A 26,965-nucleotide genomic window follows, 5' to 3' on the forward strand; every position below is an offset into this window, starting at 1 on the left:
AATACGGAACCCCTGACACCATGACCACCACCGCACCCGGTGCCGGCGGCCATGCGGCCCCGGCTCCGGCTCCGGGCGGGGCACCGGCCCCCGGCGCCGTCGAGGACGGCACCGCGGCGACAGCCACCGGCAGCAGCCCCTGGCAGCTCGCCCGGCGGGAGCTCCGCCGCCGCCCCGCCGTCCGCGTCAGCCTCTGCGTCGTCCTCCTCTTCGTCCTGATGGCCGTCACCGCCCCCTGGCTGGGCGCGCTCGGCGGCTGGTCCCCCGAGGAGTTCGACAAGTCCGCCATCGACCCCTACCTCGGCGGCCAGCCCCTCGGCTCCCTCGGCGGGATCAGCCCCGAGCACTGGCTCGGCGTCGAACCCGTCACCGGCCGCGACCTGTTCGCCCGCGTCGTCCACGGCGCCCAGGTCTCCCTCCTCATCGCCTTCGCCGCCACCGCCATCGTCGTGGTCACCGGCACCGCCGCCGGGATCGCCGCCGGTTACTTCGGCGGCCGTACCGACGCCGTCCTGTCCCGGCTGATGGACCTGACCATGTCCTTCCCCTCCCTCATCTTCATGATCGCGATGCTGTCGGTGGCCAAGGACGTCAACCGGATCGTGCTCATGACCGCCGTCATCGGCGTCTTCGGCTGGCCCGGCGTCGCCCGCGTCGTCCGCGGCCAGGCCCTCTCCCTCAAACACCGCGAGTACGTCGACGCCGCCCGCGTCGGCGGCTCGAGCTCCTGGCGGATCCTGACCCGCGACATCCTCCCGGGCGTCTCCGGCCCGGTCATCGCCTACACCACCCTGCTCATACCCGGCATGATCAGCACCGAGGCCGCGCTCAGCTACCTCGGCGTGGGCGTGCGCCCACCCACCCCGTCCTGGGGCCAGATGATCGCCGAGTCCGTCGCCTTCTACGAGACCGACCCCATGTACTTCGTCATCCCGAGCACCTTCCTCTTCCTCGCGGTACTCGCCTTCACCCTGCTCGGCGACGCCCTGCGCGACATCCTCGACCCGAGGGGCGGCCGCACGTGATCCTCTACCTCGGCCGCCGGCTGCTCGCCCTCGCGGGCGTCCTGCTCGCCATCGCCGCCGTCACCTTCCTCATCTTCTACGTCCTGCCCTCCGACCCGGCCGCGGCCGCCTGCGGCAAGACCTGCAGCGCCGAACGGCTGGCCGACGTACGGGAGTACCTCGGCCTCGACCAGCCGGTGTGGCGGCAGTTCGCCGACTTCCTCACCGGGATCTTCACCGGCCGCACCCTCGGCACCGGCCAGTACGCCGTCCAGTGCGACTTCCCGTGCCTGGGCTACTCGTACGAGAACTCCCTGCCCGTGTGGGACCTGCTGATGGACCGCCTCCCGGTCTCCGCCTCCCTCGCCGTCGGAGCCGCCGTGCTGTGGCTCGCCCTCGGCCTCGGCGCCGGTGTCACCGCGGCCCTGCGCAAGGACACCGTCACCGACAAGGCCCTGATGGTCGGCGCGGTCGCAGCCGCCTCGCTGCCGGTCTACTTCACCTCCGTGATGCTCATCTACGGGGTCATCCGCGTCGCCGGGCTCCTGCCCTACCCCACCTACCAGGCCTTCACCGACAACCCGGGCGCCTGGGCGGCCAACCTGCTGCTGCCCTGGACCGCGCTCGCCCTGCTCTACGCGGCCATGTACGCCCGCCAGAGCCGGGGCTCGATGATCGAGGCCATGGCCGAGCCGTACATCCGTACCGCCCGCGCCAAGGGCATGCCCGAGCGCACGGTCGTCGTCAAGCACGGGCTGCGCTCCGGGATGACCCCGATCCTCACGATCTTCGGCATGGACCTCGGCGGGCTGCTCGCCGGAGCCGTCATCACCGAGTCCATCTTCGGACTCCCGGGCATCGGGCGGCTGTTCTACGGGGCCCTGGTCAGCTCGGACCAGCCGGTGGTCCTCGGGGTCACGCTGCTCGCCGCCTTCTTCATCGTCGTCGCCAACCTCGTCGTCGACCTCCTGTACGCCGTGATCGACCCGAGGGTGAGGTACTCATGACCGCTCCCCTGCTGGAAGTGCGCGATTTGCGCGTCACCTTCACCACCCCGCGCGGCTCCGTACGGGCCGTCGACGCGCTCGGCTTCACCGTGGAGGCCGGGCGGACCCTCGGCATCGTCGGCGAATCCGGGTCCGGCAAATCGGTCACCTCGCTCGCCGTCATGGGCCTGCACCGGGGTGCCGAGGTCGGCGGCTCCATCGCACTGGCCGGGCAGGAGCTCACCGGGATGTCCGAGAAGGAGCTGTCCCGGCTGCGCGGCCGGAAGATGGCCATGATCTTCCAGGACCCGCTGTCCAGCCTGCACCCCTACTACACCGTCGGCGAGCAGATCGCCGAGCACTTCCGGGTGCACTTCAAGTCCGGCCGGGCCGCCGCGCGCCGGCGCGCCGTCGACATGCTCGGCGAGGTCGGCATCCCGGAACCGGCCCGCCGGGCGGGGGAGTACCCGCACCAGTTCTCCGGCGGCATGCGCCAGCGCGCGATGATCGCCATGGCGCTGGCCTGCGAACCCGATCTGCTGATCGCCGACGAGCCCACCACCGCCCTCGACGTGACCGTGCAGGCGCAGATCCTGGAGCTCATCGCCCGGCTCCAGCAGGAGCGCGGCCTCGGCGTCGTGATGATCACCCACGACCTCGGGGTGGTCGCCCGCGTCGCGCACGAGGTGCTGGTCATGTACGGCGGCCGGGCCGCCGAACAGGCCGGCGTCGACGAGCTGTTCGCCGACCCGGCGCACCCGTACACCCGGGGCCTGCTCGACTCGCTGCCCCGGCTGGACGACGCCGACGACGAGCCCCTGCGGGCCATCCCCGGCTCCCCGCCCTCCCTGCTCGCGCCCGCCCCGGGCTGCGCGTTCGCCCCGCGCTGCCACCTCGCCGCCGCGGGCACCCCGGAGCAGCAGCGCCGCTGTGCCACCGAGCGGCCCGAGCCACGGCCCTACGGGATCGCCGGGCGCACTGCCGCATGCCATTTCACGGGGGCCGACGCGGTGCCGGGCACGGCGTCCACCCCGGCTGCCCTGACCGCCCCGACTGCCCCGACCGCCCCGGAGGCGTCCCGATGACCGTAGAGGCCCGCCCCCCGGACACCACCGCACGGCCGGACCGGGCCGGGGCGGATCCGGCGCCGCCCGATCCGCTGCTGTCCGTACGCGATCTCACCATGGCCTTCCCCGGCAGACGCTCGGCGTCCGGGCGCCGGGGGGCGCCCGTGCGCGCCGTCGACGGGATCTCCTTCGATCTCGCGGCGGGCGAAACCCTCGGCCTGGTGGGCGAGTCGGGCTGCGGGAAGTCCACCACCGGCCGGATGCTGGTGCGGCTGCTGGAGCCCACCTCGGGCAGCATCGCCTTCGACGGACAGGACATCACCCGGCTCCCGCAAGGAAGACTCCGTCCGCTGCGCCGCCACCTTCAGATGGTCTTCCAGGACCCGCACTCCTCCCTCAACCCCCGCCAGACGGTGGCCCGGATCATCTCCGACCCGCTGCTCGTGCAGGGCTGGTCGGCCTCCGACGCGCGCCGCCGGGCGGCCGAGCTGATGGACCTGGTCGGGCTGATCCCGGAGCACATCGACCGCTACCCGCACGAGTTCTCCGGCGGCCAGGCCCAGCGCATCGGGATCGCCCGCTCACTGGCCACCAGCCCCCGGCTGATCGTCGCCGACGAGCCCGTCTCCGCGCTCGACGTCTCCGTCCAGGCGCAGATCGTCAACCTGATGGAGCGCCTGCGCCGCGAACTCGGTCTGGCCTACGTGTTCATCGCGCACGACCTGTCCGTGGTGAAACGGGTCAGCGACCGGGTCGCCGTCATGTACCTCGGCCGGATCGTCGAGATCGGCGAGAAGCGCAGCTTGTACGAGAACCCCCAGCACCCGTACACCCGGGCCCTGCTGTCCGCCGTACCGCTGCCGGACCCGGCTGCCGAGCGGCGGCGGGAGCGGATCGTGCTGCTCGGCGACCCGCCGAGTCCGGCCGCACCGCCCCCGGGCTGCACCTTCCACCCGCGCTGCCCGAAGGCGCAGGAGATCTGCCGGACGGAGCGCCCGCTGCTCCAAATCGCCGCCTCGCGCGAGGTGGCCTGCCACTTCCCCGGTGACTGACGGGGATCCAGGGGAAGAAGGAGGAGGCCCCCGGAGCCGGCACGATCGGCTCCGGGGGCCTCCGCCGTCCGCGAGGCGTGGGGCTGATGGCATGATCACGGCGTGACCAGAGAACCGACCCGGCCGGCCTCCGCGCGACATGTCCTCTTCGACGTCGACGGGACCTTGATCGACGCGGTGGCCAACCAGCGCCGGGTCTGGGAGACATGGGCGGCGCGGTACGGAATCGACCCCGAGGCCGTCTACCAAGTGGCGCTGCGGACGCGCCCCATGGAGACCTTCGCGGCGGTGGCCCCGGAGCAGGACCCGCACACATGCCTGGCCGCGCTGCACGAACTGGAGGACGAAGACGTCCGGTCCGGTGTCTATGCGGCATTCGACGGCGCGGCGGAGCTGCTGTCCGGCCTGCCCCCGGGGCGCTGGGCACTGGTGACCTCGAACTACGGGCACCGGGTGCGCGGGCGGTTCGCCCGGACCGGGCTGCCGGTTCCGGGCGTGCTCGTGGACGCCGCCGCCGTCGCCGAGGGCAAGCCGTCGCCGGTCCCCTACCTGCTGGCCGCGGAGCGTCTCGGCGCCAGGCCGGAGGACTGCCTGGTCATCGAGGACGCCCCGTCCGGCGTCGAGTCGGGGCTGCGGGCCGGCATGACGGTGTGGGGAGTCAACACCGCGGTCCCGGTGGACGGAGTGCACCGCCACTTCGCGAGCCTGCGCGAGGCGGTACCCGACATCCTCGCCTTCGCGACGGGATCGCACCGGGACTCCGCGGTCTGAGCGATTCGCAACCCGTCAGGCCAGTTCGCGGCGGAAGAACTCCAGTTCCAGGGCCATGAGCTTCTCCTTCGTGCCGTTCGGGGTCATGTGGGTGACGCCGGGCAGGGCCAGGAGCTGGTGCGGGCGGCCTGCGTCCGTCAGGGCCTGGGAGAGGCGCAGGGTGTGCGAGGGGTGGACGTTGTCGTCGGCCAGGCCCGTGACCAGCAGCAGCGGCCGGATCAGGTTCGGGGCGTCGGGGATGAGGGAGTCCCGCTCGTACACCTCGGGGTTCTCCTGCGGGAGCCCGAGGTAGCGCTCGGTGTACGCCGTGTCGTAGTGCCGGAAGTCGGTGGGCGCGGCCCCGGCGGCCGCCGCGTGGAAGACGTCCGGGCGGCGCAGCACCGCCATCGCGGACAGGTAGCCGCCGTACGACCAGCCGCGTACCCCGACCCGGCCGAGGTCCAGGTCCGGGTGGCGTTCGCCGAGTGCGTGCAGGGCGGCGACCTGGTCGTCCAGGGTGACCTCGGAGAACCCGCGGTACACGGCGTGGGTGAAGGCGGGGGAGACGTACGGGGTTCCGCGGTTGTCGACGGTCACCACCGCGAAGCCCCGGTCGGCCCACCACTGGCGGTGCTGCCAGCGGCGCGGTTCGGCGGACACGTCCTGGAAGCAGGGGCCGCCGTAGCTGTCCATGAGGACGGGCAGCTGCCGGCCGGGGACGTGGCCGCGGGGGAACACCACCGAGGTGGGGACGGCGTGCTCGGTGACCCGTTCCAGCAGCGGGACCACCCGGTAGGGCAGCGGCGCGGACAGGTCGGCGGGCTCGAACTCGCGCCCGTCGGCGGTTCGTACGGTCCGCCGGATCCCGTCGGCGTCGGCGGAGGTCAGCAGCAGGGTTCCGGCGGAGGCCTGGACGCTGTGCACCCCCGGTCCGTCGGCCAGCGGGGTCAGCTCCCCGGTGGCGGGGTCGAGGAGCAGGACCTGCTGTTCGGCGGGGTCGCGCTGCCCGGCCTCGATCAGCAGGCGGTCGCGGTGGGTGCCGGCCACCCGGCGGACCTGGATCCCGTCCCCGGTGAGCGGTTTCCCGTCGACGGCGAGGCCGCGGGCGGCGCCGTCGGGGGTGTCGGCGGCGGTGAGCATCCGGCCGTCGGCGAGCCGGGCCGGGGTGCCGGGCAGCATCGGGTCGACCCAGTGGGGGTGGGTGGTGCGGGACAGCTCGCGGGTACGGCCGGTGGCCGGGTCGGCGGTGAGCAGCAGGACGCAACTCTGGAGCCGGTCCTGGACGGTCAGCAGGATCTCCCGCTCCGCTGTGTCATCGGCGGGCCAGTCGGCATCGGAGACGTACGGGTACGCCTCGGCGTCCCAGTCGAGCCGTACCCGGGCGCCGTCGGGGCCGAGCACCCACAGCTGGACCTCGGCGTTGGGCCCGCCCGCCTCGGGATACGCGAAGTCCTCGGGCGGCAGCTCGGGGTGCGCGGGGTCGGCGAAGTGGCGCCGCTGGAGGGCGGATTCGTCGACGCGGGCGGCCAGCAGGGCCTCCCCGTCGGGGGACCACCAGTGGCCCCGGCCCCGGTCCAGCTCCTCGGCGGCGGCGAACTCGGCGACGCCCCAGCGGGCTCCGTCGGCGGGGCTGACCCGGCCGCCCGGGTGGGTGTACAGGGCGTCGTCGGTGACGTAGGCGGTGCGGGAGCCGTCGGCGTCGAGCCGCGGATCGAGGGCGGGCCCGGCGGCCGGGATCTCCTCGGGCCGGCCGACAGGCTTCCCGGCCGACTGCCCGGTGCCGCCGACCGCGACCGCGGCGGTGCCCTCGTACCTGACCCGGTACAGCCGCCCGTACAGCGGGAACACCGCGCTGCGGCCGTCGCCGGAGAGCGCGTACGAGCCGATCCCGGCGGCGACCAGCCGGATCCGCTCCCGCAGCCGGCGCTCGGCGGCCGGCAGGGTGCCCGGCTCGGGGGACAGCTCGCGGGGGTCGGCGAGGCGGGTCTCGGTGCCGGTGGCGGTGTCCAGGACCCAGAGACTGTCGAAGGCGTCGGTGGGGCCTGTGGAGCGGAGGAACCAGAGCAGCCGGCCGTCGTCCCCGAAGGAGAACGCGCGCGGGGCGCCGTACGTGAAGCGGCCGGTGCTCGCGGAGAGCCTGAGGAAGTCATCCATGATCGTAGTGTGTCATGTGAAATGGCACACTGTACATGTCATGCATCCTAGGCCATTCGAGTGGTGTACCCCCGGTAGCAGGTTTAGCGTCGAAAAGGTGGACCGGAATGCAACGCCGACCAGCAAGGGGACCGACGGCAAGGTCCGGGGCAGCGGCAACGGGCTGGCGCTGTTCGTCATCGCCTCGTGCCAGCTCATGGTCGTTCTCGACATCACCATCGTGAACATCGCGCTGCCGCACATCCAGACCGCCCTCGGCTTCTCCACCGAGAGCCTGTCCTGGGTCGTCAACGCCTACACCCTCACCTTCGGCGGACTGCTCCTCCTCGGCGGGCGCACCGGCGACATCCTCGGCCGCAAACGCGTGTTCATCTTCGGCATCCTGCTCTTCGGCCTGGCCTCACTGCTCGGCGGTCTCGCACAGAACGAGGGCCAGCTGATGGCCGCCCGGGCCCTGCAGGGCGTCGGCGGCGCCATCGCCTCCCCGACCGCCCTGGCACTGATCACCACCACGTTCCACGAAGGCCCGGCACGCAACCGGGCGTTCGGCGTGTTCTCCGCCGTCTCGGCGGGCGGCGGCGCGATCGGGCTGCTGGCCGGCGGCATCCTGGTCGAATGGCTCGACTGGCGCTGGGTGCTCTTCGTCAACGTCCCGATCGCCCTGGCCATCGCCGTGATGGCCAGGCGCGTCATCCACGAGTCCGAACGCCATCCCGGACACTTCGACCTCGCCGGCGCGCTGTTGTCCACCGCGGGCATGGTCGCGCTCGTCTACGGCTTCATCCGCGCCTCCCAGGAAGGCTGGACCGACCCGATCACCCTCGGTTCCTTCGGTGCGGCCGTGGTCCTGCTCCTGCTGTTCTTCCTCAACGAGCGGCGCTCGCCACAGCCGATCACCCCGCTGCACATGTTCGCCGACCGCAACCGGGCCGGGTCCTACGGCATCATGCTCTTCCTCGCCTGCGCGATGTTCGGCATGTTCTTCTTCCTGACCCTGTTCGTGCAGAACGTGCTGGGCTTCAGCCCGGTTCAGGCCGGCCTCGCGTTCCTGCCGGTCAGCGTCGTCATCGCCGTCGGCGCGGGCATCACCTCCCAGCTGCTGCCCAGAATCGGACCGAAACCCTTCATGGTGACGGGCGCCCTGTGCTCGGCGGCCGGCCTGGCCTGGCTGACGCAGACCGACGTCCACTCGACGTACCTGGGCAGCATCCTGGGCCCGGTGCTCGTGTTCAGCCTCGGCATGGGCATGCAGTTCGTCTCGCTGACCCTGATGGCCCTGTCCAATGTCGCCGAGCGGGAGTCTGGCGCTGCCTCCGGACTGCTCAACACGACGCAGCAGGTGGGCGGATCGCTCGGCCTGTCCATCCTGGTCACGGTCTTCGGTACGGCCAGCCGCAACGAGGCGCACGATCAGGTCCCGGCCTTCCTGAGCCAGGCCGACCCCGCCCAGAAGGCCCTCTTCCTGCGGACCGGCCAGCTACCGGACCCATGGGGCGACCAGGTGCTCACCTCGGGCGTGAGCGCCGCGTTCATCGTCGCGGCCGCCTTCGCCCTGATCGCCGCGGTCATCGCGCTGTTCGCGATCCAGGTCCGCCCCTCGGACCTGGAACGCCTCAAGGGCCACCATGCCCCGGCGGCCGCCTGAGACGCGCAGGCGGCGGAAGCCGGCCGCTATCCGGCCGCGCCCCGGACCCGGCAGCGGATCGGGCCGTCCGCCTGCAGGGTGATCCCGGCGCTGAGCGGGATGTCAGTGTCCACGGCCTCGAACCCGTACGCCCGCAGGATCATCGCCAGCGCGATCACCGACTCCAGCATCGAGAAGTGCTGCCCGATGCAGGCGCGCGGGCCGCCGCCGAACGGGAACCAGGCGTAGCGCGGGCGGCCGGCCTCCGCCTCCGGGGTGAAGCGGTCCGGGTCGAAGCGGTCCGGATCCGGCCAGTACCGGGGGTGCCGGTGCGTCACCCACGGAGCCAGGATCACGTCCGAGCCCGCCGGGATGGTCCGTCCGTCGACCTCGGTGGCCGCGACCGAACTGCGGCCGATGACCGGGGCGGCCGGGTAGAGCCGCATCGCCTCCTTGAGGACCTGCGTGAGGTACGGGAGCCGGTCCAGGTCGGCGGCCTCCGGCGTACGGTCGCCCAGCACGCGGGAGATCTCCTCCCGGGCCCGCGCCTGCTGCTCGGGGTGTCGGGCCAGCAGGTGCAGGGAGAAGGCGAGCGAGGTGGCCGTCGTCTCGTGGCCGGCGAGCAGGAAGATCAGTACCTGGTCGCGCAGCTCGGCGGCGTCGAACTCGCCGTCGTCCGTGCTCGTTGCGGCGGCCAGCAGGCTCAGCAGGTCCTCGCCCCCGGCCGTGGCCCCGCTGCGCCGCTCGGCGATGATCTTGTCGCACACCGCGTACAGCTCGTCCATCGCGGCGGCCGCCCGCTTGTTACCCGGTGTGGGCCAGGTGCGCGGGATGTTGGCGGGGGAGTAGCCGCGGCGCAGCACGTAATCCGTGATGACCGGAAAACACCGGTCGACGACGTCGACGGTGGCCTCCACGTCGGTGCCGAAGAGGATCCGGGCGACCGCGCGCAGGGCGAGTTGCATCATCTCCTCGCCGACGTCGACCACTCCGCCGGGGGCCTGCTCCCAGCCCGCGATGACCGCCTGGGTCTCGGCCGCGACGGCGCCGGCGTACCCGTCCACCCGGCGCTTGGTGAACAGCGGCTGGACCAGCCGCCGCTGGCGCAGGTAGTCCTCGTCCTGACTGGTCAGCAGGCCGTTGCCGAAGGAGTCCCGGATCTCCTGGTAGAAGGCGTTGTCCTTGCGGAAGTTGGCCGACTCCGAGGCCAGGACCTGCTGCGCGCCCTCCGCGGAGAAGACGCAGTACAGCTCGGCGCGCAGCCCCGGGGGGCCGGCGGTGATCCGTACGACGTCGCCGTGCTGCTGCTGGGCGCGCAGATAGGTCCCGAGCGAGTCCGATTTCAGGTCGAACAGGGAACCGAGCAGGGGGATCCCGCCGAGCGCGGGTACCTCCGTACCGGTTTCCGTCCTTGTATCCACTGCTGCCATGGCCGCCCCCTCGACACCGTACCGACGGGGCCGATTCTGCCCGGCCCGCGCCGGGGGCGCCGAGGATCGCCCCGCCATGCGGCTGAAACCCATCGGTCGGCTTACCTTTTTGTCGCTACTTGTCGCAGGCGATGCCGTCCTTGTCGCGGTCGAGGGCCTCGCGGTAACCGGGCTGGCCGCGCCGCATGGGCGCCGCCCCGGCGGCCTTGGCCTCGGCGCAGCTCTTGAAGTAGACGCTGCTCCCGCCGCTGCCGCCGCCGGTGCCGCCCCCGTCACCGCCGGTGGAGCCGCCGTCGGTCGGGGGCGAGGTCTTCGGCTTCGGCAGTGCGGGAGTCCGGCTCGCCGCCGGGGCCTTGGAGGGGGCGAGGGCGGCGCCGGCCTTGTCCGGGCACGGCCGGCCGGGCGCGACGAGCGAGAGCTCGACGGCGGACGCCGGCTCGAGGGGGCTCCCGGCCGCCGGGGTCTGGAAGCAGACCGCCCAGGTGCCGTGGTCCGGGGCCAACGGGACGTCGCTGTAGGCGCTGCGGGCCTCGACGGGTCTGCTGACCAGCTTCTTGACGGCGGCCTCGGCGTCGGTGAACTTCTGCCCGACGAGCGCGGGCATGGCGGGCGTACTGGGCGAGGCCGAGGGCGCGGCACCGGTCGTGGCAGCGGCCGGCTTGTCCGCCCCCTTCTTCGGCGCGGCATCCTCGCATCCGCTGCCGAGCAGGACCACCGCCCCGACGAGCGCTGCCATGGCGAATCCCCGACGGTGGAACATGAATGACCCCCCAAGACGAACACTGGGCAGAACCGCCGCAGCGTACGGGTGTCACTCCACCACAGGGGCCGACAGGATCGCGACCTGGCGGCGGTCGTCGCGGGCGACGATGACGGTGACGTCACGTCGTTCGGACATGCCTGTCTCCGATCGTCAGATGAGCGAGGGGAGCGTTCCGCGTGGCCAGTGACCGAGCCAGAACGCCATGGCCGAGGGCTTGTCCTGGTCTTCGGTTGAGCCGTCGTGCAGCAGGTACTCCGTGGGGGCGATGTAGCCCTCACCGGGCGCGAGGCGGATCCGGACGCACCGGATGGGGTGCCCTGCGGCGACGTGGGCGCGGTAGTCGTCCGTGCCGGGGTAGCGGTACGCGTAATCCTCGGGGCGGACGGCCCGGCAGACGGCTTGGGCGTCAAGGGCGCCCAGCAGGATGTACCGGGTCCCGGGGCCCAAATTCAGGGCGAGGCGGCGCCGGCCGGTCGCCTTCTGCCCGTACTTGAGCTTGTCCCAGTTGTCGAGGTGAAGGCCGATGAGGCGGCCGTCCTGGTAGTTGTCGGTGGTGGTGAGCATGTCTGGTTTGGCGAGGGCCTGACCGAGGTACTGGGCCTGTTCGTCGCCCATCTGCTGTGCCAGGTCTTCCAGGTTCTCGCCGGTCGGCGCGGGCGGCCGGACGATCTCTACCAGCGTGCTCGGCGGTGCCCACAGCGGGGCGGTCAGCGGTTGCGCGGCGGTCTCGGTCAGCGGCTGCCACTGCCCGGACGGTACGACCGCCCTGTCTTCGAAGGCGGGATCCCCACTGACGGTGCGGACCGAGGCGAAGTCGCACTGCGCCCGCAAGGCGTCCGGGTTGGTGAAGGCTACGTGTAAGGGCACGGGTCCTCCTGGACTAGTCGTCGCCGAGGGTCATGTCGAGTTCGTTCACGAGGGCGTCGGCGAGGTCGCTCTGCTGGCCGTGGCCGATGCGGACCTTGGCCAGGTTGGCGACGCCTCGGAGAGTGGAGAGGTCGTTGCCACGCAGGTCGGTGTCCCGGTAGCGGCCGGTGCCGAACTCGGTCAGCCGCAGTGTGCACTCGGAGAACACCACGTCGGACAGGTCGCACTCGTTGAACGTGGCCTCGGTGAAGGTGCAACCGACGAACGCGACGGGCCCGGTGGTGCGGATCTTCTCGAAGGTGGCGTAATCGAGTTTGCAGCCCTCGAAGAGAACGTCATCGAGTACCAGGCCGTCCAGGGCGGCCCCCATCAGCTTGCAGTCGCGCAGGAGGACCCGGGTCAGCTTGCTGTCGCCCCAGCGGGCGGCGCCGAGGTCGCTGCTGGTGATCTCCACGCCGTGCAGGTTCAGGCCCTCGAACTCGACACGCTTGGACCGCAGGCCGGTGATGCGGCCGGTGATGAGCTGGGTGTCCGTGAGGTCGAGCGACCGCAGGTCGGCCTCACCAAAGGCGAAGTCCTGGACGGTGCCGCGCGGGCTGTCGAGGGTGTCGACGGAAGAGAGGTACAGGCCCGGCTCGTCCAGGTCGGGGGTGGTGACGATGACGTTGCCGAACGTGCGGGTGGTCATGGGGTGCTCCGTTCTGTGGGGTGCCGCAGCGGTCCCACGCGGCTGGTGGGACCGCTGCGGGGCTGCTACTTGTTCTTCCAGTTGTCCCAGGTGGGGCGGTTGTCGAAGACCGGGTTCGGGTTGTCCCACGTCGGCCGGTTGTCGAAGGTCGCGGCCGTGACCTGGTTGTCGAAGTCGGCGTTGCTCCAGGCGTTGCCCCAGCGGGCGACGGCTTGCGAACCGGCGGCCTCCAGCAGAGACGTGAATCCCGGTGCCGAGTCCATCACGAGCGTGGTGGCGTCAGTGGCTGTGTTCGCGGACATGTCGCGTGACTCCTTCGAGTAGGGCGATCTTCGAGGTGGTGCAGTACGAGGTACGGGTGCCGTCCATGCGGCCCCCGTGCTCGAAAGTACCGGTTCGCGGGATGCGCTCCTCCGCAGAAGGCGAAGGTGGGGCAGGTGGCGCGGCAGGCGTCCACGCCCTCCCAGAACTCGGCGATCCACGGGGTGCGTTCCTCGGCTTCGGCGACCAGGACGCCCAGGCCGTCCTTGAGCACGTTGCCGGTGGTGAAGTCGCCGAACCGGTGGTCGGTGAACCCGGCCAACTCCGGGGAGAGCATGAGCACGCCGCCGTCGTAGGCGACGGTCGGCAGCGGATCCCACGGCGAGGACGCGGGCAGCGGGGCGGTGTCGTGGCCTTGGAGGACGGCCCCGGCGAAGTTGAGGACCCGCTGCACCTCCCGCAGCCGGATGACGGGGTTGCCGCGCCAGGCATCGGCGAGGGCCGCCCAGAACTCCGCCGCCCGCACGGGGTCGGCGTCCTTGGAGCCAGTGTTGACGCCCTCCTCCTCTTCGACGTTGACGCCGAGCGTGGTCACGCCCAGCTCGGCAAAGAACCCGTAGAAGCGGGCGGCGTCGGCCGGGTCGGGATCGGAGACAACGGCGATGGCGGAGTACGGGATGCTGTGGCGCCGCAGCCGTTCGATGCCGCGCATGGTGACGCGGAACCCGGGGTGGCCGGCGAGGGTGATGCGGTGGGTGTTCATGTCGGCGGGGCCGTCCATGCTGACGCCCACGTGCACGCCGTGCTCCAGCAGGAACTCGCACCACGCGTCATCCACGAGGGCGGCGTTCGTCTGCACGGAGTGCTTCACACCCTTGAACGGGGCCATCAGCGCGGCCAGGTGCTCGCGGCCGGTGGCCAGTGGCTCGCCGCCGTGCCACACGACCTCGAACGCCGGATCGTTGGCCGCCCACGGGTTGACGGCTGCGGCCACGGCCTCGGCGACGGTCGCCGGCATCAGGTGCTTCATTTTCCGGAATGGCAGGTAGCAGTACGTGCAGTCCATGGGGAGGCACTGCGTGGTCGGCTGCATGATCACGGACCGGGGAACGGTCGCGAGCCGTAAGGCACTGTGCATCGTGCTCCTCTGGGGTGTGAGCGAGTGGTGCCTGGAGGGCGCCGGGGGCCGTGGGTGACGGAAACCCCCGGCGCCGTGCTCCGCCCGGCTGCGCGGGAAGGGGCGGGCGGAGTGGTGCCCCCGCCGCCGCTGACGCCTGCGAGATCAGCGGGGCGGGGAGATCACGGGCCGGGCTTACCGGCGATGGCGAGGACGATCACGGTGGTGCTGACGGCGAGCACGTAGAGCAGGGCGGCGAGTTGCTGGCGCCAGCCCCACGGGTCGCGGTCGGGTAAGCCGCTCGTCGTCATCGGGCGTCCGCCTCGCGCAGGGTCTGGTGGTCGGAGACGACCCATTCGACGCCGCCACCCTCGGGGCGCAGGAACACGGCTTCGTGGATGACGCGGCGGGTGGCGGGGTCTTCCCACTGGCCTACGAACTGCACCACCGCCTCGCACTCCCTGGCGTGGTCGTAGATCCGGGCCCCTTCGTAGAGCCAGGAGGGGCGCCTGCTCATGCCGCACCGTCCGCGTCGGCCGACTTCAAGAATCGCCGCATGCCCGACTCGGCACGAGCCTGGAGGGCGGGGCTGGGGTCGGGACCTCCGAAGGGGTCGGCCCAGGGCGCGTATTCGGGCTCCGGCTGGTCCTGGATGGTGCTGCCGGGAGCGCGGCGCGGGAGGGACTGGGAGGGAGCGTCCTCGGCGGGCATCAAGGTGTCGAGGCTGGCGGTCCAGCCCTCCGCGCCGCCGCCCTCGGGGCGCAGGCGGTAAATCGTGGTGCCAGTGTCCTCGGGGACATCTATGACCACACCCGTGCGGGAGGTGGCGGTGTCGTACGCGAGGTCGCCGCGCAGGGGCCAGCGGGGTTCGGAGTCGTCCGCCTGCTGTCGTACGCGGTCATGGTCAGTGCGACGCGTCGTCATGTAGCGGACCGTAGGTGGCCCGCTACAGGCGAATATGAATGCGCGGAATACCCGCAGCTCAGTCCAGCGAAAAGCGTCCGGTCATGCCGCGCAGGCGCTGACGGGTAGCCGCCCGCTCGGTGAAAATGATCTTTCGCAGAGTCGCCCTCGCGACGGGGTGGTTGCGAACCAGCTGCGGGGCGATGCGCTCGGCGGTCTCCAACTCGGTCAGGGCCTGGTCGCGGTTGCCGTCCCACAGCCACGCACGGGCCAAGTCCATGTGGTGGTGGCCCAGACGGGAGTTCGGCAGGACCGCGATGTGCGCGGGATCCGCCTCGCGGTTGAGCCGCAGGGCCTTCGTCTGGTCGCTCATTTCGAGGGCGGCGCTGACGCTGTGGATGACGACGTTGCCGAGGCTGAACGTGACCGAGTGCCGGTCTTGGATCTCGGGTCCGACGTAGGCGTTGACTCGCTCTCCCGCTGTACGGGCAAGGGCCAGCCGTTCGTCCGACCCGGCCGCACTCCCGGACCGCGCGTACGAGATCGCGGCCCGTAGGTGCAGGGCGCCCCACATGCGCAGTGCGAGCTGGTCACCGGCTTCATATTCCGTCTCGATGCCGGCGAGGGCCTTGTCCCCGAGGGCGAGCGCGTCGTCCCAGTCGGCGGACGCCCACGTGTCCCACATCCGCATCCACAGCGCCATTGCGGGCATCACCGGGTCGCCGGAGAGCTGCGCGGACCAGGTGGCCCGTTCGCAGGCCATGGCGACCAGCTCGGGGTGTCCGAGGGCGTGGGCGGCGGTGTGGGCGAACTTGCACGCGACCGCGTAGACCGCGAATGCTTCCTCACGCTCGTGGCCGGAGGACACCTCGGCGAGGGCGCGGGCCTCGCGCAGCATGTCCGGCAGTTCACTCAACACGGCGCCGTTCGCGGCGGCATCGCGGAGCCGCAGCAGTCTCTTCATGTCGTGCCACAGCACCTCGGATGGGCGGGGGGTGCCGTCGAAGACGGGCGCCAGGTCGTAGCGGCGCAGCTCGCGCAGGATGGAGGCGGCGGACACCTGCCATTTGGTCTCGGCCCCGGCGCCCGTGTAGGGACGCTCGATCAGGGTGTTCGGGTGGCAGTGGAGGGCGGCGGCCACGGCGTTGATCAGCCCGGCCCGGTCCAGCTCGATCCGGCCCTTTTCCAGCTTGGACACCCAGCCCTGGGTCCGCCCGAGCGCGGCGGCGAGGTCGGCCTGAGTCATTCCTACGGAGAGCCGCTGACGCCGGACCCGCTGCCCGATCCGCTCTTGCTCCTCGATGTACCCGCTCACACCCACCACCCCGCTCTGCGACCACACTTCTGACGCGAAGGTACCGCCGGGACGCGGCAGGTGGCGGCCCTTGGCCAAGGGGTCTCAGAATGCAGAACCCCCGCCGGCCCGGGAGTTCCAGGTGGCGGGGCTCGGCGTCAGCCCGATGCTGGTGGCCCGGTCACCGTCTGGGGGCATAGCCGGGGTACGGGCAGTCCCCGGCGCGATGCAAGCTGTACTCACTGGGTGGTGCCGTACTTGCAGGCATCCTCCAGGCTGGTGCACCCTACGAACCCCACGAAGCCCCCCACGATGACGAGGAAGACGAAGAAGATACGCGGCCTTGGGCGTCGTGAGGCAGCCCGGATGGCCCGGTTGGGGGACGTCCGCGCAGCTACGGACGCGAAGCTAACCCGCCACTCTGGGTAGCGTCAAACACTCCATCAGTTCCCGACCTGCCCCTATGGCCTGCACTTTTAGGGACAAACAACCATGAAACGACTGAGGCCCCGTCACCCTCCGTTAGGAGATAGCGGGGCCTCGCGCTAACTGACACTGCGTCAGTCGTTGGGTCATCCGTTGCACAGTTCTTGCGCAAGGGGATGGAAACTGCTGGAAGGTGTCGAGGGGCATCGGAAGGCATTTCCGCAGGTCAGCGGCCACTTTTCCGCTTCGATACCTTGCGCCCGAATCCCTAAATGTCGCGGAAGATCTCGATCTGGGCGCCTACCGAGTTGAGGCGTTCCGCCAGTTCCTCGTAGCCGCGGTTGATGACGTAGACGTTGCGCAGGACCGAGGTGCCCTCCGCCGCCATCATGGCCAGGAGGACGACCACCGCCGGGCGCAGGGCCGGCGGGCACATCATCTCCGCCGCGCGCCAGCGCGTGGGGCCCTCGACCAGGACGCGGTGGGGGTCCAGGAGTTGGAGGCGGCCGCCGAGGCGGTTCAGGTCCGTCAGGTAGATGGCCCGGTTGTCGTACACCCAGTCGTGGATCAGGGTCTGGCCCTGGGCGGCGGCCGCGATGGCCGCGAAGAACGGGACGTTGTCGATGTTCAGCCCGGGGAACGGCATCGGGTGGATCTTGTCGATCGGCGCCTCGAGCTTCGAGGGGCGGACCGTCAGGTCGACCAGGCGGGTGCGGTCGTTGTCCGCCGTGTACTCCGCCGAGCGGTCGTGGTCGAGGCCCATTTCCTCCAGCACCGCGAGCTCGATCTCCATGAACTCGATCGGGACCCGGCGGATCGTCAGCTCCGACTCCGTGACGACCGCGGCGGCGAGCAGGCTCATCGCCTCGACCGGGTCCTCGGAGGGGGAGTAGTCCACGTCCACGTCGATGTTCGGGACGCCGTGGACGGTCAGGGTGGTCGTGCCGATGCCCTCGACGTTGACGCCCAGCGCCTCCAGGAAGAAGCACAGGTCCTGGACCATGTAGTTGGAGGAGGCGTTGCGGATGACCGTGACGCCGTCGTGCCGGGCGGCGGCCAGCAGGGCGTTCTCGGTGACCGTGTCCCCGCGCTCGGTCAGGACGATCGGGCGGCCCGGGGAGACCCCCGCCTCGACCTTCGCGTGGTAGATGCCCTCGGTCGCGGTGATGTCCAGGCCGAAGCGGCGCAGGGCGATCATGTGCGGCTCGATGGTGCGGGTGCCGAGGTCGCAGCCGCCGGCGTACGGCAGGCGGAACTGGTCCATCCGGTGCAGCAGCGGGCCCAGGAACATGATGATGCTCCGGGTGCGGCGGGCCGCGTCCGCGTCCATGGCGTCCATGTCGAGGCGGACCGGCGGGACGATCTCCAGGTCCACGCCCTCGTTGATCCAGCGGGTGCGGACACCGATGGAGTTCAGGACCTCGAGGAGCCGGTAGACCTCCTCGATGCGGGCGACCCGCCGCAGGACCGTGCGGCCCTTGTTGAGCAGGGAGGCGCACAGCAGCGCCACGCACGCGTTCTTGCTCGTCTTGACGTCGATGGCGCCGGACAGCCGGCGCCCGCCGACGACCCGCAGATGCATCGGGCCGGCATAGCCCAGGGAGACGATCTCGCTGTCGAGAGCTTCACCGATTCGGGCGATCATCTCAAGGCTGATGTTCTGGTTGCCGCGCTCGATCCGGTTCACGGCGCTCTGGCTGGTGCCGAGTGCATCCGCGAGCTGACTCTGTGTCCAGCCCCGGTGCTGCCGGGCGTCACGGATGAGCTTGCCGATGCGTACGAGGTAGTCGTCTGCCATGGATGCACCGTATCTCAGATATGAGATGACACCCGCGTCGGGTGTGGCAGATGGGTGTTACTGACCGTCAGTTCCGCCTGGTCCCATGGTCGGACAGGCGGGTGCGTGGTGCGCGACGACCCGGCCGAGGAGGCGGGTGAGCTGTTCCCGCTCTTGTGGGGACAAAGGGGACAGAAACTGCGGCCCGTGGACGTGTGGGTGGACCTCGACCACCTCGCCGCCTCCGGGGCCCGGCGGATCGCGCTGCGCTCCGCGTACGGCGCGGCCGCCCCGCGACGCGACTCGAGACCCGGCGGTGAGCACCGTGACCCTGCGGCCGGAGGCGATCGGGGAGAACGCCGTCGCCGCGCCGGTCGCGCTGCTGGAGTCCCCGCAGGGCGCGCCGCCGGGCCGACTGACCGTCCCGGCCGCGCTGACCGTGCGTACGTCTTCCCGTACGCCTTCCCTGTGATCTGGCCCATGCCGTGCATGACCAGGGCGCGGCAATGCACTAGAGTTATCTCGACATCGAGATATCTGCCGAAGGCGTACCGTAGCCGCCCCTGCTGGTAAGGATTACCTAACTTAGCCTTACCTTAGCGGATTGGCCACAGGGCGTGGCGGCAGGATTGCGGTAAAACGCGCGAATTTCATGCATGAAGGAGACTGTCGTGTCGGCGAACAGCTTCGACGCCCGCAGCACGCTGCAGGTGGGCGACGAGTCGTACGAGATCTTCAAGCTGGACAAGGTCGAGGGCTCCGCCCGCCTTCCCTACAGCCTGAAGGTCCTGCTGGAGAACCTGCTTCGCACCGAGGACGGCGCGAACATCACCGCCGACCACATCCGGTCGCTCGGTAACTGGGACTCGCAGGCCCAGCCCAGCGAGGAGATCCAGTTCACGCCGGCCCGCGTGATCATGCAGGACTTCACCGGCGTCCCCTGCGTGGTGGACCTCGCCACCATGCGTGAGGCCGTCAAGGCCCTCGGCGGCGACGCGTCGAAGATCAACCCGCTGGCCCCGGCCGAGCTGGTCATCGACCACTCCGTCATCGCCGACAAGTTCGGCACCAGCGACGCGTTCGCCCAGAACGTGGAGCTGGAGTACGGCCGCAACAAGGAGCGCTACCAGTTCCTGCGCTGGGGCCAGACCGCCTTCGACGAGTTCAAGGTCGTCCCCCCGGGCACCGGCATCGTCCACCAGGTCAACATCGAGCACCTGGCCCGCACGGTCATGGTCCGTAACGGCCAGGCGTACCCCGACACCCTCGTCGGCACCGACTCGCACACCACCATGGTCAACGGCCTGGGCGTGCTGGGCTGGGGCGTCGGCGGCATCGAGGCCGAGGCAGCGATGCTCGGCCAGCCGGTTTCCATGCTGATCCCGCGCGTCGTGGGCTTCAAGCTGACCGGCGAGCTGCCGACCGGCACCACCGCCACCGACCTGGTGCTGACCATCACCGAGATGCTCCGCAAGCACGGCGTCGTCGGCAAGTTCGTCGAGTTCTACGGTGAGGGCGTCTCCGCCACCTCCCTCGCGAACCGCGCCACCATCGGCAACATGTCGCCGGAGTTCGGTTCCACCGCCGCGATCTTCCCGATCGACGACGAGACCCTGAAGTACCTGCGTCTGACCGGCCGCGACGCCCAGCAGGTCGCGCTCGTCGAGGCGTACGCCAAGGCCCAGGGCCTGTGGCTGGACCCGGCCGCCGAGCCGGACTTCTCCGAGAAGCTGGAGCTCGACCTCTCCACGGTCGTCCCCTCCATCGCCGGCCCGAAGCGCCCGCAGGACCGCATCGTCCTCGCCAACGCCGCCGAGCAGTTCGCCCAGGACGTGCGCAACTACGTCGAGGACGACGACGAGGCGGGCAAGGAGTCCTTCCCGGCCTCCGACGCCCCGGCCGCCGTCAACGGCGTGCCGACCCGCCCGACCCTGGTCACCCTGGCGGACGGCTCGTCCTTCGAGATCGACCACGGCGCCGTCACCGTCGCCGCGATCACCTCCTGCACCAACACCTCGAACCCCTACGTCATGGTGGCCGCGGCCCTCGTGGCGAAGAAGGCGGTCGAGAAGGGCCTGTCGCGCAAGCCGTGGGTCAAGACCACCCTGGCCCCGGGCTCGAAGGTCGTCACCGACTACTTCGACAAGGCCGGCCTGACCCCGTACCTCGACAAGATGGGCTTCAACCTCGTCGGGTACGGCTGCACCACCTGCATCGGCAACTCCGGTCCGCTGGACGAGGAGATCTCGAAGGCGATCAACGAGCACGACCTCGCGGTCACCTCGGTGCTCTCCGGCAACCGCAACTTCGAGGGCCGGATCAACCCCGACGTCAAGATGAACTACCTGGCCTCCCCGCCGCTGGTCGTCGCGTACGCCATCGCGGGCTCCATGAAGGTGGACATCACCAAGGACGCCATCGGGGTCGACACCGAGGGCAAGCCGGTCTTCCTGCAGGACATCTGGCCGTCCGAGGCCGAGGTCAACGACGTCGTGGCGAACGCCATCGGCGAGGACATGTTCAACAAGTCCTACCAGGACGTCTTCGCGGGCGACGCCCAGTGGCAGGCGCTGCCGATCCCGACCGGCAACACCTTCGAGTGGGACCCGCAGTCCACCTACGTCCGTAAGCCCCCTTACTTCGACGGCATGACGATGGAGACCACCCCGGTCTCCGACATCGCCGGCGCCCGCGTGCTGGCGAAGCTGGGGGACTCGGTCACCACCGACCACATCTCCCCGGCCGGTGCGATCAAGGCCGACACCCCGGCCGGCAAGTACCTCACCGAGCACGGTGTCGAGCGCCGCGACTTCAACTCGTACGGTTCCCGCCGTGGCAACCACGAGGTCATGATCCGCGGTACCTTCGCCAACATCCGCCTGCGCAACCAGATCGCGCCGGGCACCGAGGGCGGCTTCACCCGCGACTTCACGGTCGAGGGCGCGCCGGTCTCCTTCATCTACGACGCCTCGCAGAACTACCAGGCCGCCGGCATCCCGCTGGTCATCCTGGCGGGCAAGGAGTACGGCTCCGGCTCGTCCCGTGACTGGGCCGCCAAGGGCACCGCGCTGCTCGGCGTCAAGGCCGTCATCGCCGAGTCCTACGAGCGCATCCACCGCTCCAACCTGATCGGCATGGGCGTCCTGCCCCTGCAGTTCCCGGAGGGTGCCACCGCGGCCGCGCTGGGCCTCACCGGCGAGGAGACCTTCTCCTTCACCGGTGTGGAGGAGCTGAACAACGGCACCACCCCGCGCACGGTCAAGGTCACCACCGACACCGGTGTGGAGTTCGACGCGGTCGTCCGCATCGACACCCCGGGTGAGGCGGACTACTACCGCAACGGCGGCATCATGCAGTACGTGCTCCGGAACCTGATCCGCGGCTAGTCACCGCTGAGCACATCGGCACCAAAGGGCCGTATCCCCGTTAAGGGGGTACGGCCCTTCCGTTTTGCCGGGCAGGGTCCAGGTTTCGGGGAGGTCTCAACTCGGAAAAGCTGACGGACATCCGTGTGCATGATCTTGCTCAGACGAGCGGAAGTGGACTATACCTGTGCCCGTCCGGATCACCGCGGTACGAGCGGCTCCGGACCGGGGGATGGGCGGGGGACCTGCGGTGATGTCCGCATGCACGGCAACCGCCGTGATTTCCGGCCTCCTTCACACTTCTGACGAAGGCGAGGACATGAGCATGGGATCCACTGGTGAGGGACTCGGGCGCCGTGATCTGATCAAGCGCTCCGCGGCACTCGGACTGATCACGGTGCCGACGATGAGCTTCCTGTCCGCCTGCGCCTCCGGCGGTGGGGACGGTTCGACGAAGGGCCCGGACAAGGGGGTCGTGTCCAAGGAGAACCCCTTCGGCGTCGCCAAGGGCGGCAAGCTCGACGTCGTCGTCTTCAAGGGCGGGTTCGGCGACGACTACGCGAAGGCCTGGGAGGCCGCCTTCGACAAGAAGTGGGGCACCACCAGCTCCCACCTCGGCACCCAGGAGATCACCGCCAAGCTCCAGCCGCGCTTCAACGGCGGCAACCCGCCGGACGTCATCGACGACTCGGGCGCCCAGCAGATCAAGCTGGACGTGCTCGCCAAGGGCGGCCAGCTCGCCGACCTCACCGCCGTGCTCGACGCGCCCTCGCTCGACGACCCGGCCAAGAAGGTGCGCGACACCCTGGTCGAGGGTGCCTACGAACAGGGCCTGCAGGGCGGCAAGTACGTCGTGCTGAAGTACGTGTACGCCGTGTTCGGCTTCTGGTACTCCGGCAAGCTCTTCAAGGAGAAGGGCTGGGCGCCGCCGAAGACCTGGGACGAGTTCCTGGCCGTCTGTACCAAGGCCAAGGAGGCGGGCATCGGCGGCCTCGCCCACCAGGGCAAGTACCCGTACTACATCAACGTCGTCATCATGGACCTGATCGCCAAGAAGGGCGGTCTGGAGGCCATGAAGGCGATCGACAACCTGGAGCCGAACGCCTTCGAGGGCAACGCGGCCGCCCTCGCCGCCGTCGAGGCGGTCTACGAGGTGGTCGAGAAGGGCCTGCTGATGCCGGGCACCAACGGCCTCACCCACACGGAGTCCCAGACCGCCTGGAACCAGTACAAGGCCGCCTTCATCCCCTCCGGCTCCTGGCTGGAGAACGAGCAGCTGAAGCAGACCCCGGAGGACTTCGACATGAAGTTCCTGCCGATGCCGCTGCTCGCCGACAGCAAGCTGCCCTTCGAGGCCATCCGGGCCGGCGTCGACGAGCCCTTCATCGTCCCGGAGAAGGCGGCCAACAAGGCCGCGGGCTTCGAGTTCCTCCGCTCGATGCTGTCCCGGGAGTGGGCGACGATCTTCGCCCAGCAGGCCAACTCGCTCACCGTGGTGAAGGACGGCGTGGACCCGAGCGTCAAGCTGCGGCCGGGCACCCAGTCGGCGGTGGAGGCGCTCAAGGCGGCGGGCGGCAACACCTTCGCCTACCGCTACCCCGACTGGTACAGCGAGATGGACACCGAGATCCAGAATGCGTCCAATGAGCTGATGGCCCAGCGGATTCAGCCAAAGGAGTGGATCAAGAGGGCCCAGGCTGCGGTAGACAAGGCGGCGAAGGACCCGAACGCCAAGAACAACCACCGCAGCTGACACCGCAGGGACGGACACCATGAGCCATGTAGCCCAGGGGAGAGGGAAGGGCGGTTTCATCACCGGCTTCCTCCTCGCGCCCCTCGCGCTGTACCTGACCTTCGTCATCTGGCCGTACGTACAGACGTTCGGGTACTCCTTCACCAACTGGAGCGGCCAGTCACCGACGTTCGACTTCGTCGGCCTGGACAACTACTCGGCATTGCTGAACGACGAGGTCTTCCGCGGCGCACTCTGGCACAACCTGCTGCTCCTGGTGTTCGTCCCGGTGATCACCATCCTGCTCGCCCTCTTCTTCGCCTTCATGGTGAACGCGGGAGGGCGCAGCGGGGCCGGCGGAGTGCAGGGCGTCAGCGGCTCGCGCTTCTACAAGATCATCTATTTCTTCCCGCAGGTCCTCTCCCTGGCCATCCTCGCCGTGCTCTTCGGCGCGATCTACCGCAGTGACGAGGGCGGCCTGCTCAACGGCTTCCTCGCCAAGATCGGCCTGATCGACGCACAGCACCCCGTCGAATGGCTCAACGAGCCCAACCTCGTCCTCTGGTGTCTGCTGTTCATCGTCGTCTGGCATGGCGTCGGCTTCTACCTCGTCCTGTTCTCCGCGGCCATGCAGTCCGTCCCCAAGGACATCTACGAGGCCGCGCTGCTCGACGGCGCCGGGCGCGCCCAGACCTTCTTCAGGGTCACCCTGCCCCTGCTGTGGGATTCTGTGCAGACCGCCGCGGTCTATCTGGGCATCGCCGCGATGGACATGTTCGTCCTGGTGTCGACCATGACCTCACAACAGTTCGGCGGCGGCCCCGACCACCACAGCGAGGTCATGGCGACGGTCCTGATGCGCAACTTCCTGTACTTCGGCAAGAGCGGCTACGCCTGCGCCATGGGCGTGGTCATGCTCGTCCTGACCATGATCCTCTCCGTCATCACGCTGCGCGCCACCCGCCGCGAGCGCATCGAGTTCTGAGAGGAGTGCCACGATGACTGCAGAGTCCACAGTGATCAAGGCTCCGGGCGAAGCGGCCGCGGAGCGGTCCGGCGGGCCCGGACGGACCAAGGAGCGGGACAAGCCCGGCTCCGAGGGCACAGTCCTCAACGTCTTCTCGCACGGATTCCTCGCCATCTGGGCGATAATGATCGTGCTGCCCCTGATCTGGCTCGCGCTCGGTGCCTTCAAGACCGACGCGCAGATCGGCGGCTCGGCCCTGAGCCTGCCCTCCAACTGGCACTTCGACGCCTTCGCGCGGGCCTGGACCAAGGGCATCGGCGACTACTTCGCCAACACGCTGATCGTGCTCGTCTTCTCGGTGCCGCTGACCATGCTGCTCGGCTCGATGGCGGCGTACGTACTGGCCCGCTACCCCTTCCGGGGCAACCGGGTCATCTACTACTTCTTCGTCAGCGGGGCGATGTTCCCCGTCTTCCTGGCGCTCGTCCCGCTCTTCTTCATGGTCAAGCGCTTCGACATGCTTAACACCTACCAGGGCCTGATCCTGGTGTACGTCGCCTACTCGATGCCGTTCACCGTCTTCTTCATGCACTCCTTCTTCCGGACGCTGCCGACGGCGATCTACGAGGCGGCGGTCATCGACGGGGCCTCCGACACCCGGATCTTCTTCCAGGTGATGGTGCCGATGGCCAAGCCCGGCCTGATCAGCGTCGGGATATTCAATGTCCTGGGCCAGTGGAACCAGTACATCCTGCCCGCCGTGCTGATGCAGCCGCAGACGACCGGAGACCCCGAGCGCTACATGCTCACCCAGGGCCTCATCCAGCTCCAGTACCAGATGGGCTACGAGACGGACCTGCCGGTGCTGTTCGCCGGCGCCACCATCGCAATCATCCCGATGCTGGCGGTCTACCTCTCCTTCCAGCGCCAGATCCAGGCCGGCCTTACCTCCGCCACCCTCAAGTAGCGGGGCTGCGACGGCCGGGGGCGACGCCGATCGCCCCCGGCCGTCCGTTCGGCCCGTCGTGCCGGGCGCCTACAGCCAGCTGCCGAATTTGCGGATGTACAGGGTCTTCAGGAGCTGCGTGAGCGTGCAGTACGCCAGCAGTACGCCGATCAGCCACGGGAAGTAACCCGCCGGCAGGGGCACGAAGCCCAGCGACCCGGAAAGCGGCGAGAAGGGCAGGTACAGCCCGGTCAGCACCGCGAGGACGGTCGTCACCATCACCGGCCACGAGGCCCGGGACTGGATGAAGGGGACGGTCCAGGACCTCCTCCACCGCACCCTTGGTGATCACGATGTGCTCGGAGCGGCCGAGGTCGCCCACGATGCTGTTGCGGTTGAGTACCACGGACATCCGCCGGCGGGCGAAGTCGAAGGGGATCTCGTCGACCATCGAGAACCGTGCGTCGACGACAACCTCCTCGGCCTCGTTGACCCGGTTGATGACCGCCTGGTCCATCAGGTTCTTCAGGCCGGTCTGGAAGTGGGAGTTGAGGTAGCCGTACTCCAGGACCTCGCTGTCCTCGTTGCCGTGCACGTCCAGGTAGCGGTCCAGGACGATCCGGTCCTCGGTGAGGGTGCCGGTCTTGTCCGTGCAGAGCACGTCCATCGCGCCGAGGTTCTGGATCGCGTTGAGGCGCTTGACGACGACCTTGCGCTTGGACATGGCGATCGCGCCGCGCACCAGGTTGGCGGAGACGACCATCGGCAGCATCTCGGGGGTCAGGCCGACAGCGACGGCGATGCCGAAGAGGAAGGCCTCGTCCCAGTCGCCCTTGGTGAGGCCGTTGATCGCGAACACGACCGGGACCATGACCAGCATGAAGCGGATCAGCAGGAGGCTGACCTTGCGCACCCCGTTGTCGAAGTTGGTCTGCGGGCGCTCGCCGATCAGCGAGCCGGCCATCGAGCCGAAGTAGGTGTCGGCGCCGGTGGCGACGACCACGCCGGTGGCGGTGCCGGAGGTGACCGAAGTCCCCATGAGGACCAGGTTGCCGGCCTCGACCGGGTCGGTGGTCTCGAACTGGCCGAAGTCCTCGATGCCGGGGGTCCCCCCGGCGGAGCGAGGGGGAGTGTCGGCCTTGGCCACCGGCAGGGACTCGCCGGACAGCGCGGCCTGGCCGACCATCAGGTCCTTGGAGGTGATCAGCCGCAGGTCGGCCGGGATCAGGTCACCTGCGGCCAGCTTCACCACATCGCCCGGAACCACCCGGTCCATGGGCACCTCGAGGGTGGTCGGCCCCGCGCCGCTGCCGGCCCGGCGCTGCACCGCACAGGTGGTGGTGACGAGCTTCTTCAGTGCGTCGGCGGCGCGGCCGGAGCGGAACTCCTGCCAGAAGCGCAGCAGTCCGCTGATCCCCACCATCACGGAGAGGATGACGACACCGGGATCGGCCGGGTCCTGCCACCACATGACGGCGGCCAGGAAGACCAGGACGGCGATGAAGGGGTTCCGGAACGCCTTCGCCAGCTGGACCCACCAGCGCGGGGCGCGCTCGTGGGCGACGACGTTGGCGCCGTGCCGCTCCAGGCGGAGCGCCGCCTCCGCGTGCGTGAGGCCGCTGCGCGTGGCGGAAAGGTCTTGCAGGACCTGGGCGCCGGGGCGGGCGCCGAAACGGGCGAGCTGCTCGCCGGCGAGCCGGGTGCGGGACTCCAGCTCGGCGGCCTTGTGCTCGCGGCGGCCCTTGCCCGGCGGTGCGAGCTTGGCCGGGGTACGGGGGGTGAGCATGGTCAT

Annotated in this window: 24 protein-coding genes; 11 read left to right on the top strand and 13 right to left on the bottom strand. The window is 70.0% G+C overall.

The genetic code is table 11. The annotated features are described in order from the left end of the window. Nucleotides 1-20: 20 nt before the first annotated feature. The 5 genes from AB0M76_RS20060 (at nt 21) to AB0M76_RS20080 (ending at nt 4,880) form a co-directional block, all read left to right on the top strand. Nucleotides 21-1,025 (top strand): ABC transporter permease, encoded by a 1,005-nt coding sequence (locus AB0M76_RS20060; RefSeq protein WP_365954106.1) that lies wholly within the window; start codon nt 21-23, stop codon nt 1,023-1,025. Then, nucleotides 1,022-2,011: an ABC transporter permease gene (locus AB0M76_RS20065; protein WP_365954108.1), complete on the top strand. Its 990-nt coding sequence runs from the start codon at nt 1,022-1,024 to the stop codon at nt 2,009-2,011. The genes AB0M76_RS20060 and AB0M76_RS20065 overlap by 4 nt, the downstream gene beginning before the upstream one ends. Then, a complete protein-coding gene (locus AB0M76_RS20070) occupies nt 2,008-3,075 on the top strand; it encodes an ABC transporter ATP-binding protein (protein WP_365954109.1) in 1,068 nt (355 codons plus the stop codon). Before AB0M76_RS20065 ends, AB0M76_RS20070 begins: the two co-directional genes overlap by 4 nt. A gap of 98 nt (nt 3,076-3,173) precedes the next feature. Continuing rightward, nucleotides 3,174-4,109 (top strand): oligopeptide/dipeptide ABC transporter ATP-binding protein, encoded by a 936-nt coding sequence (locus tag AB0M76_RS20075; protein ID WP_365954158.1) that lies wholly within the window; start codon nt 3,174-3,176, stop codon nt 4,107-4,109. A 102-nt stretch (nt 4,110-4,211) separates the two neighbouring features. Further along, the gene (locus AB0M76_RS20080) at nt 4,212-4,880 is read left to right on the top strand and encodes an HAD-IA family hydrolase (protein ID WP_365954110.1); all 669 of its coding nucleotides are present in this window, start codon (nt 4,212-4,214) and stop codon (nt 4,878-4,880) included. A gap of 15 nt (nt 4,881-4,895) precedes the next feature. On the opposite strand, the gene AB0M76_RS20085 is transcribed toward AB0M76_RS20080, so the two are convergent. Continuing rightward, on the bottom strand, nt 4,896-7,013 hold the full coding sequence (locus AB0M76_RS20085; protein ID WP_365954111.1) for a prolyl oligopeptidase family serine peptidase: 2,118 nt from the start codon (nt 7,011-7,013) through the stop codon (nt 4,896-4,898). A 163-nt stretch (nt 7,014-7,176) separates the two neighbouring features. Here AB0M76_RS20085 and AB0M76_RS20090 point away from each other — a divergent pair, with 163 nt between their 5' ends. Then, nucleotides 7,177-8,658 carry an MFS transporter gene (locus AB0M76_RS20090; RefSeq protein WP_365954159.1) on the top strand — a complete coding sequence of 494 codons (1,482 nt, stop codon included), beginning with the start codon at nt 7,177-7,179 and terminating at the stop codon, nt 8,656-8,658. Between the two features lie 26 nt (nt 8,659-8,684). Here the strand turns inward: AB0M76_RS20090 and AB0M76_RS20095 are convergent, their stop codons facing one another. The 11 genes from AB0M76_RS20095 to AB0M76_RS20145 all read right to left on the bottom strand — a co-directional run bounded on the left by AB0M76_RS20095 (nt 8,685) and on the right by AB0M76_RS20145 (nt 18,184). Then, nucleotides 8,685-10,067: a cytochrome P450 gene (locus AB0M76_RS20095; RefSeq protein ID WP_365954112.1), complete on the bottom strand. Its 1,383-nt coding sequence runs from the start codon at nt 10,065-10,067 to the stop codon at nt 8,685-8,687. A gap of 115 nt (nt 10,068-10,182) precedes the next feature. Further along, nucleotides 10,183-10,803, bottom strand: a complete 621-nt coding sequence (locus AB0M76_RS20100) for an excalibur calcium-binding domain-containing protein (RefSeq protein ID WP_365954113.1) — start codon at nt 10,801-10,803, stop codon at nt 10,183-10,185. A 177-nt stretch (nt 10,804-10,980) separates the two neighbouring features. After that, complete coding sequence (locus AB0M76_RS20105) at nt 10,981-11,697, bottom strand: hypothetical protein (protein WP_365954114.1); 717 nt, start codon at nt 11,695-11,697, stop codon at nt 10,981-10,983. Nucleotides 11,698-11,710: 13 nt separating this feature from the next. Continuing rightward, nucleotides 11,711-12,385 carry a pentapeptide repeat-containing protein gene (locus AB0M76_RS20110; protein ID WP_365954115.1) on the bottom strand — a complete coding sequence of 225 codons (675 nt, stop codon included), beginning with the start codon at nt 12,383-12,385 and terminating at the stop codon, nt 11,711-11,713. A 65-nt stretch (nt 12,386-12,450) separates the two neighbouring features. Further along, nucleotides 12,451-12,687, bottom strand: a complete 237-nt coding sequence (amcA, locus tag AB0M76_RS20115; protein ID WP_365954116.1) for a multiple cyclophane-containing RiPP AmcA — start codon at nt 12,685-12,687, stop codon at nt 12,451-12,453. Continuing rightward, nucleotides 12,648-13,784, bottom strand: coding sequence for a radical SAM protein (locus AB0M76_RS20120; RefSeq protein ID WP_365954117.1), 1,137 nt, complete (start codon nt 13,782-13,784; stop codon nt 12,648-12,650). Before AB0M76_RS20120 ends, amcA begins: the two co-directional genes overlap by 40 nt. A 161-nt stretch (nt 13,785-13,945) precedes the next feature. Continuing rightward, a complete protein-coding gene (locus AB0M76_RS20125; protein WP_365954118.1) occupies nt 13,946-14,074 on the bottom strand; it encodes a hypothetical protein in 129 nt (42 codons plus the stop codon). Next, complete coding sequence (locus tag AB0M76_RS20130; protein WP_365954120.1) at nt 14,071-14,280, bottom strand: hypothetical protein; 210 nt, start codon at nt 14,278-14,280, stop codon at nt 14,071-14,073. The genes AB0M76_RS20125 and AB0M76_RS20130 overlap by 4 nt, the downstream gene beginning before the upstream one ends. Beyond that, complete coding sequence (locus AB0M76_RS20135; protein ID WP_365954121.1) at nt 14,277-14,687, bottom strand: hypothetical protein; 411 nt, start codon at nt 14,685-14,687, stop codon at nt 14,277-14,279. Before AB0M76_RS20135 ends, AB0M76_RS20130 begins: the two co-directional genes overlap by 4 nt. A 58-nt stretch (nt 14,688-14,745) precedes the next feature. Then, a complete protein-coding gene (locus AB0M76_RS20140; protein ID WP_365954160.1) occupies nt 14,746-15,912 on the bottom strand; it encodes a helix-turn-helix transcriptional regulator in 1,167 nt (388 codons plus the stop codon). A 742-nt stretch (nt 15,913-16,654) separates the two neighbouring features. After that, nucleotides 16,655-18,184, bottom strand: a complete 1,530-nt coding sequence (locus AB0M76_RS20145) for a UDP-N-acetylglucosamine 1-carboxyvinyltransferase (protein ID WP_365954122.1) — start codon at nt 18,182-18,184, stop codon at nt 16,655-16,657. A gap of 295 nt (nt 18,185-18,479) precedes the next feature. Here AB0M76_RS20145 and AB0M76_RS20150 point away from each other — a divergent pair, with 295 nt between their 5' ends. From AB0M76_RS20150 to AB0M76_RS20170, 5 genes are all read left to right on the top strand, one after another. Further along, entirely contained in the window at nt 18,480-18,635 is a 156-nt protein-coding gene (locus tag AB0M76_RS20150) for a hypothetical protein (RefSeq protein WP_365954123.1), read from the top strand. Nucleotides 18,636-18,834: 199 nt separating this feature from the next. After that, entirely contained in the window at nt 18,835-21,549 is a 2,715-nt protein-coding gene (acnA, locus tag AB0M76_RS20155; protein WP_365954124.1) for an aconitate hydratase AcnA, read from the top strand. Between the two features lie 298 nt (nt 21,550-21,847). Beyond that, a complete protein-coding gene (ngcE, locus tag AB0M76_RS20160) occupies nt 21,848-23,281 on the top strand; it encodes an N-acetylglucosamine/diacetylchitobiose ABC transporter substrate-binding protein (protein WP_365954125.1) in 1,434 nt (477 codons plus the stop codon). Between the two features lie 19 nt (nt 23,282-23,300). Further along, the gene (locus AB0M76_RS20165) at nt 23,301-24,245 is read left to right on the top strand and encodes a sugar ABC transporter permease (RefSeq protein ID WP_365954127.1); all 945 of its coding nucleotides are present in this window, start codon (nt 23,301-23,303) and stop codon (nt 24,243-24,245) included. A 13-nt stretch (nt 24,246-24,258) separates the two neighbouring features. Continuing rightward, nucleotides 24,259-25,194 carry a carbohydrate ABC transporter permease gene (locus tag AB0M76_RS20170; RefSeq protein ID WP_365954128.1) on the top strand — a complete coding sequence of 312 codons (936 nt, stop codon included), beginning with the start codon at nt 24,259-24,261 and terminating at the stop codon, nt 25,192-25,194. On the opposite strand, the gene AB0M76_RS20175 is transcribed toward AB0M76_RS20170, so the two are convergent. Further along, nucleotides 25,187-26,965, bottom strand: coding sequence for an HAD-IC family P-type ATPase (locus AB0M76_RS20175; protein WP_365954129.1), 1,779 nt, complete (start codon nt 26,963-26,965; stop codon nt 25,187-25,189). The two genes, AB0M76_RS20170 and AB0M76_RS20175, sit on opposite strands and share 8 nt — an antisense overlap.

The organism is Streptomyces sp. NPDC051364 (genome assembly GCF_040682115.1).
GTDB lineage: Bacteria > Actinomycetota > Actinomycetes > Streptomycetales > Streptomycetaceae > Streptomyces.

Coding starts and splice junctions, on each gene's coding strand:
- AB0M76_RS20060 (WP_365954106.1), top strand. CDS start 21: ATGACCACCACCGCACCCGGTGCCGGCGGCCATGCGGCCCCGGCTCCG.
- AB0M76_RS20070 (WP_365954109.1), top strand. CDS start 2,008: ATGACCGCTCCCCTGCTGGAAGTGCGCGATTTGCGCGTCACCTTCACC.
- AB0M76_RS20075 (WP_365954158.1), top strand. CDS start 3,174: ATGGCCTTCCCCGGCAGACGCTCGGCGTCCGGGCGCCGGGGGGCGCCC.
- AB0M76_RS20085 (WP_365954111.1), bottom strand. CDS start 7,013: ATGGATGACTTCCTCAGGCTCTCCGCGAGCACCGGCCGCTTCACGTAC.
- AB0M76_RS20095 (WP_365954112.1), bottom strand. CDS start 10,067: ATGGCAGCAGTGGATACAAGGACGGAAACCGGTACGGAGGTACCCGCG.
- AB0M76_RS20100 (WP_365954113.1), bottom strand. CDS start 10,803: ATGGCAGCGCTCGTCGGGGCGGTGGTCCTGCTCGGCAGCGGATGCGAG.
- AB0M76_RS20110 (WP_365954115.1), bottom strand. CDS start 12,385: ATGACCACCCGCACGTTCGGCAACGTCATCGTCACCACCCCCGACCTG.
- amcA (WP_365954116.1), bottom strand. CDS start 12,687: ATGTCCGCGAACACAGCCACTGACGCCACCACGCTCGTGATGGACTCG.
- AB0M76_RS20120 (WP_365954117.1), bottom strand. CDS start 13,784: ATGCACAGTGCCTTACGGCTCGCGACCGTTCCCCGGTCCGTGATCATG.
- AB0M76_RS20125 (WP_365954118.1), bottom strand. CDS start 14,074: ATGACGACGAGCGGCTTACCCGACCGCGACCCGTGGGGCTGGCGCCAG.
- AB0M76_RS20130 (WP_365954120.1), bottom strand. CDS start 14,280: ATGAGCAGGCGCCCCTCCTGGCTCTACGAAGGGGCCCGGATCTACGAC.
- AB0M76_RS20135 (WP_365954121.1), bottom strand. CDS start 14,687: ATGACGACGCGTCGCACTGACCATGACCGCGTACGACAGCAGGCGGAC.
- AB0M76_RS20140 (WP_365954160.1), bottom strand. CDS start 15,912: ATGACTCAGGCCGACCTCGCCGCCGCGCTCGGGCGGACCCAGGGCTGG.
- AB0M76_RS20145 (WP_365954122.1), bottom strand. CDS start 18,184: ATGGCAGACGACTACCTCGTACGCATCGGCAAGCTCATCCGTGACGCC.
- ngcE (WP_365954125.1), top strand. CDS start 21,848: ATGAGCATGGGATCCACTGGTGAGGGACTCGGGCGCCGTGATCTGATC.
- AB0M76_RS20165 (WP_365954127.1), top strand. CDS start 23,301: ATGAGCCATGTAGCCCAGGGGAGAGGGAAGGGCGGTTTCATCACCGGC.
- AB0M76_RS20170 (WP_365954128.1), top strand. CDS start 24,259: ATGACTGCAGAGTCCACAGTGATCAAGGCTCCGGGCGAAGCGGCCGCG.
- AB0M76_RS20175 (WP_365954129.1), bottom strand. CDS start 26,965: ATGACCATGCTCACCCCCCGTACCCCGGCCAAGCTCGCACCGCCGGGC.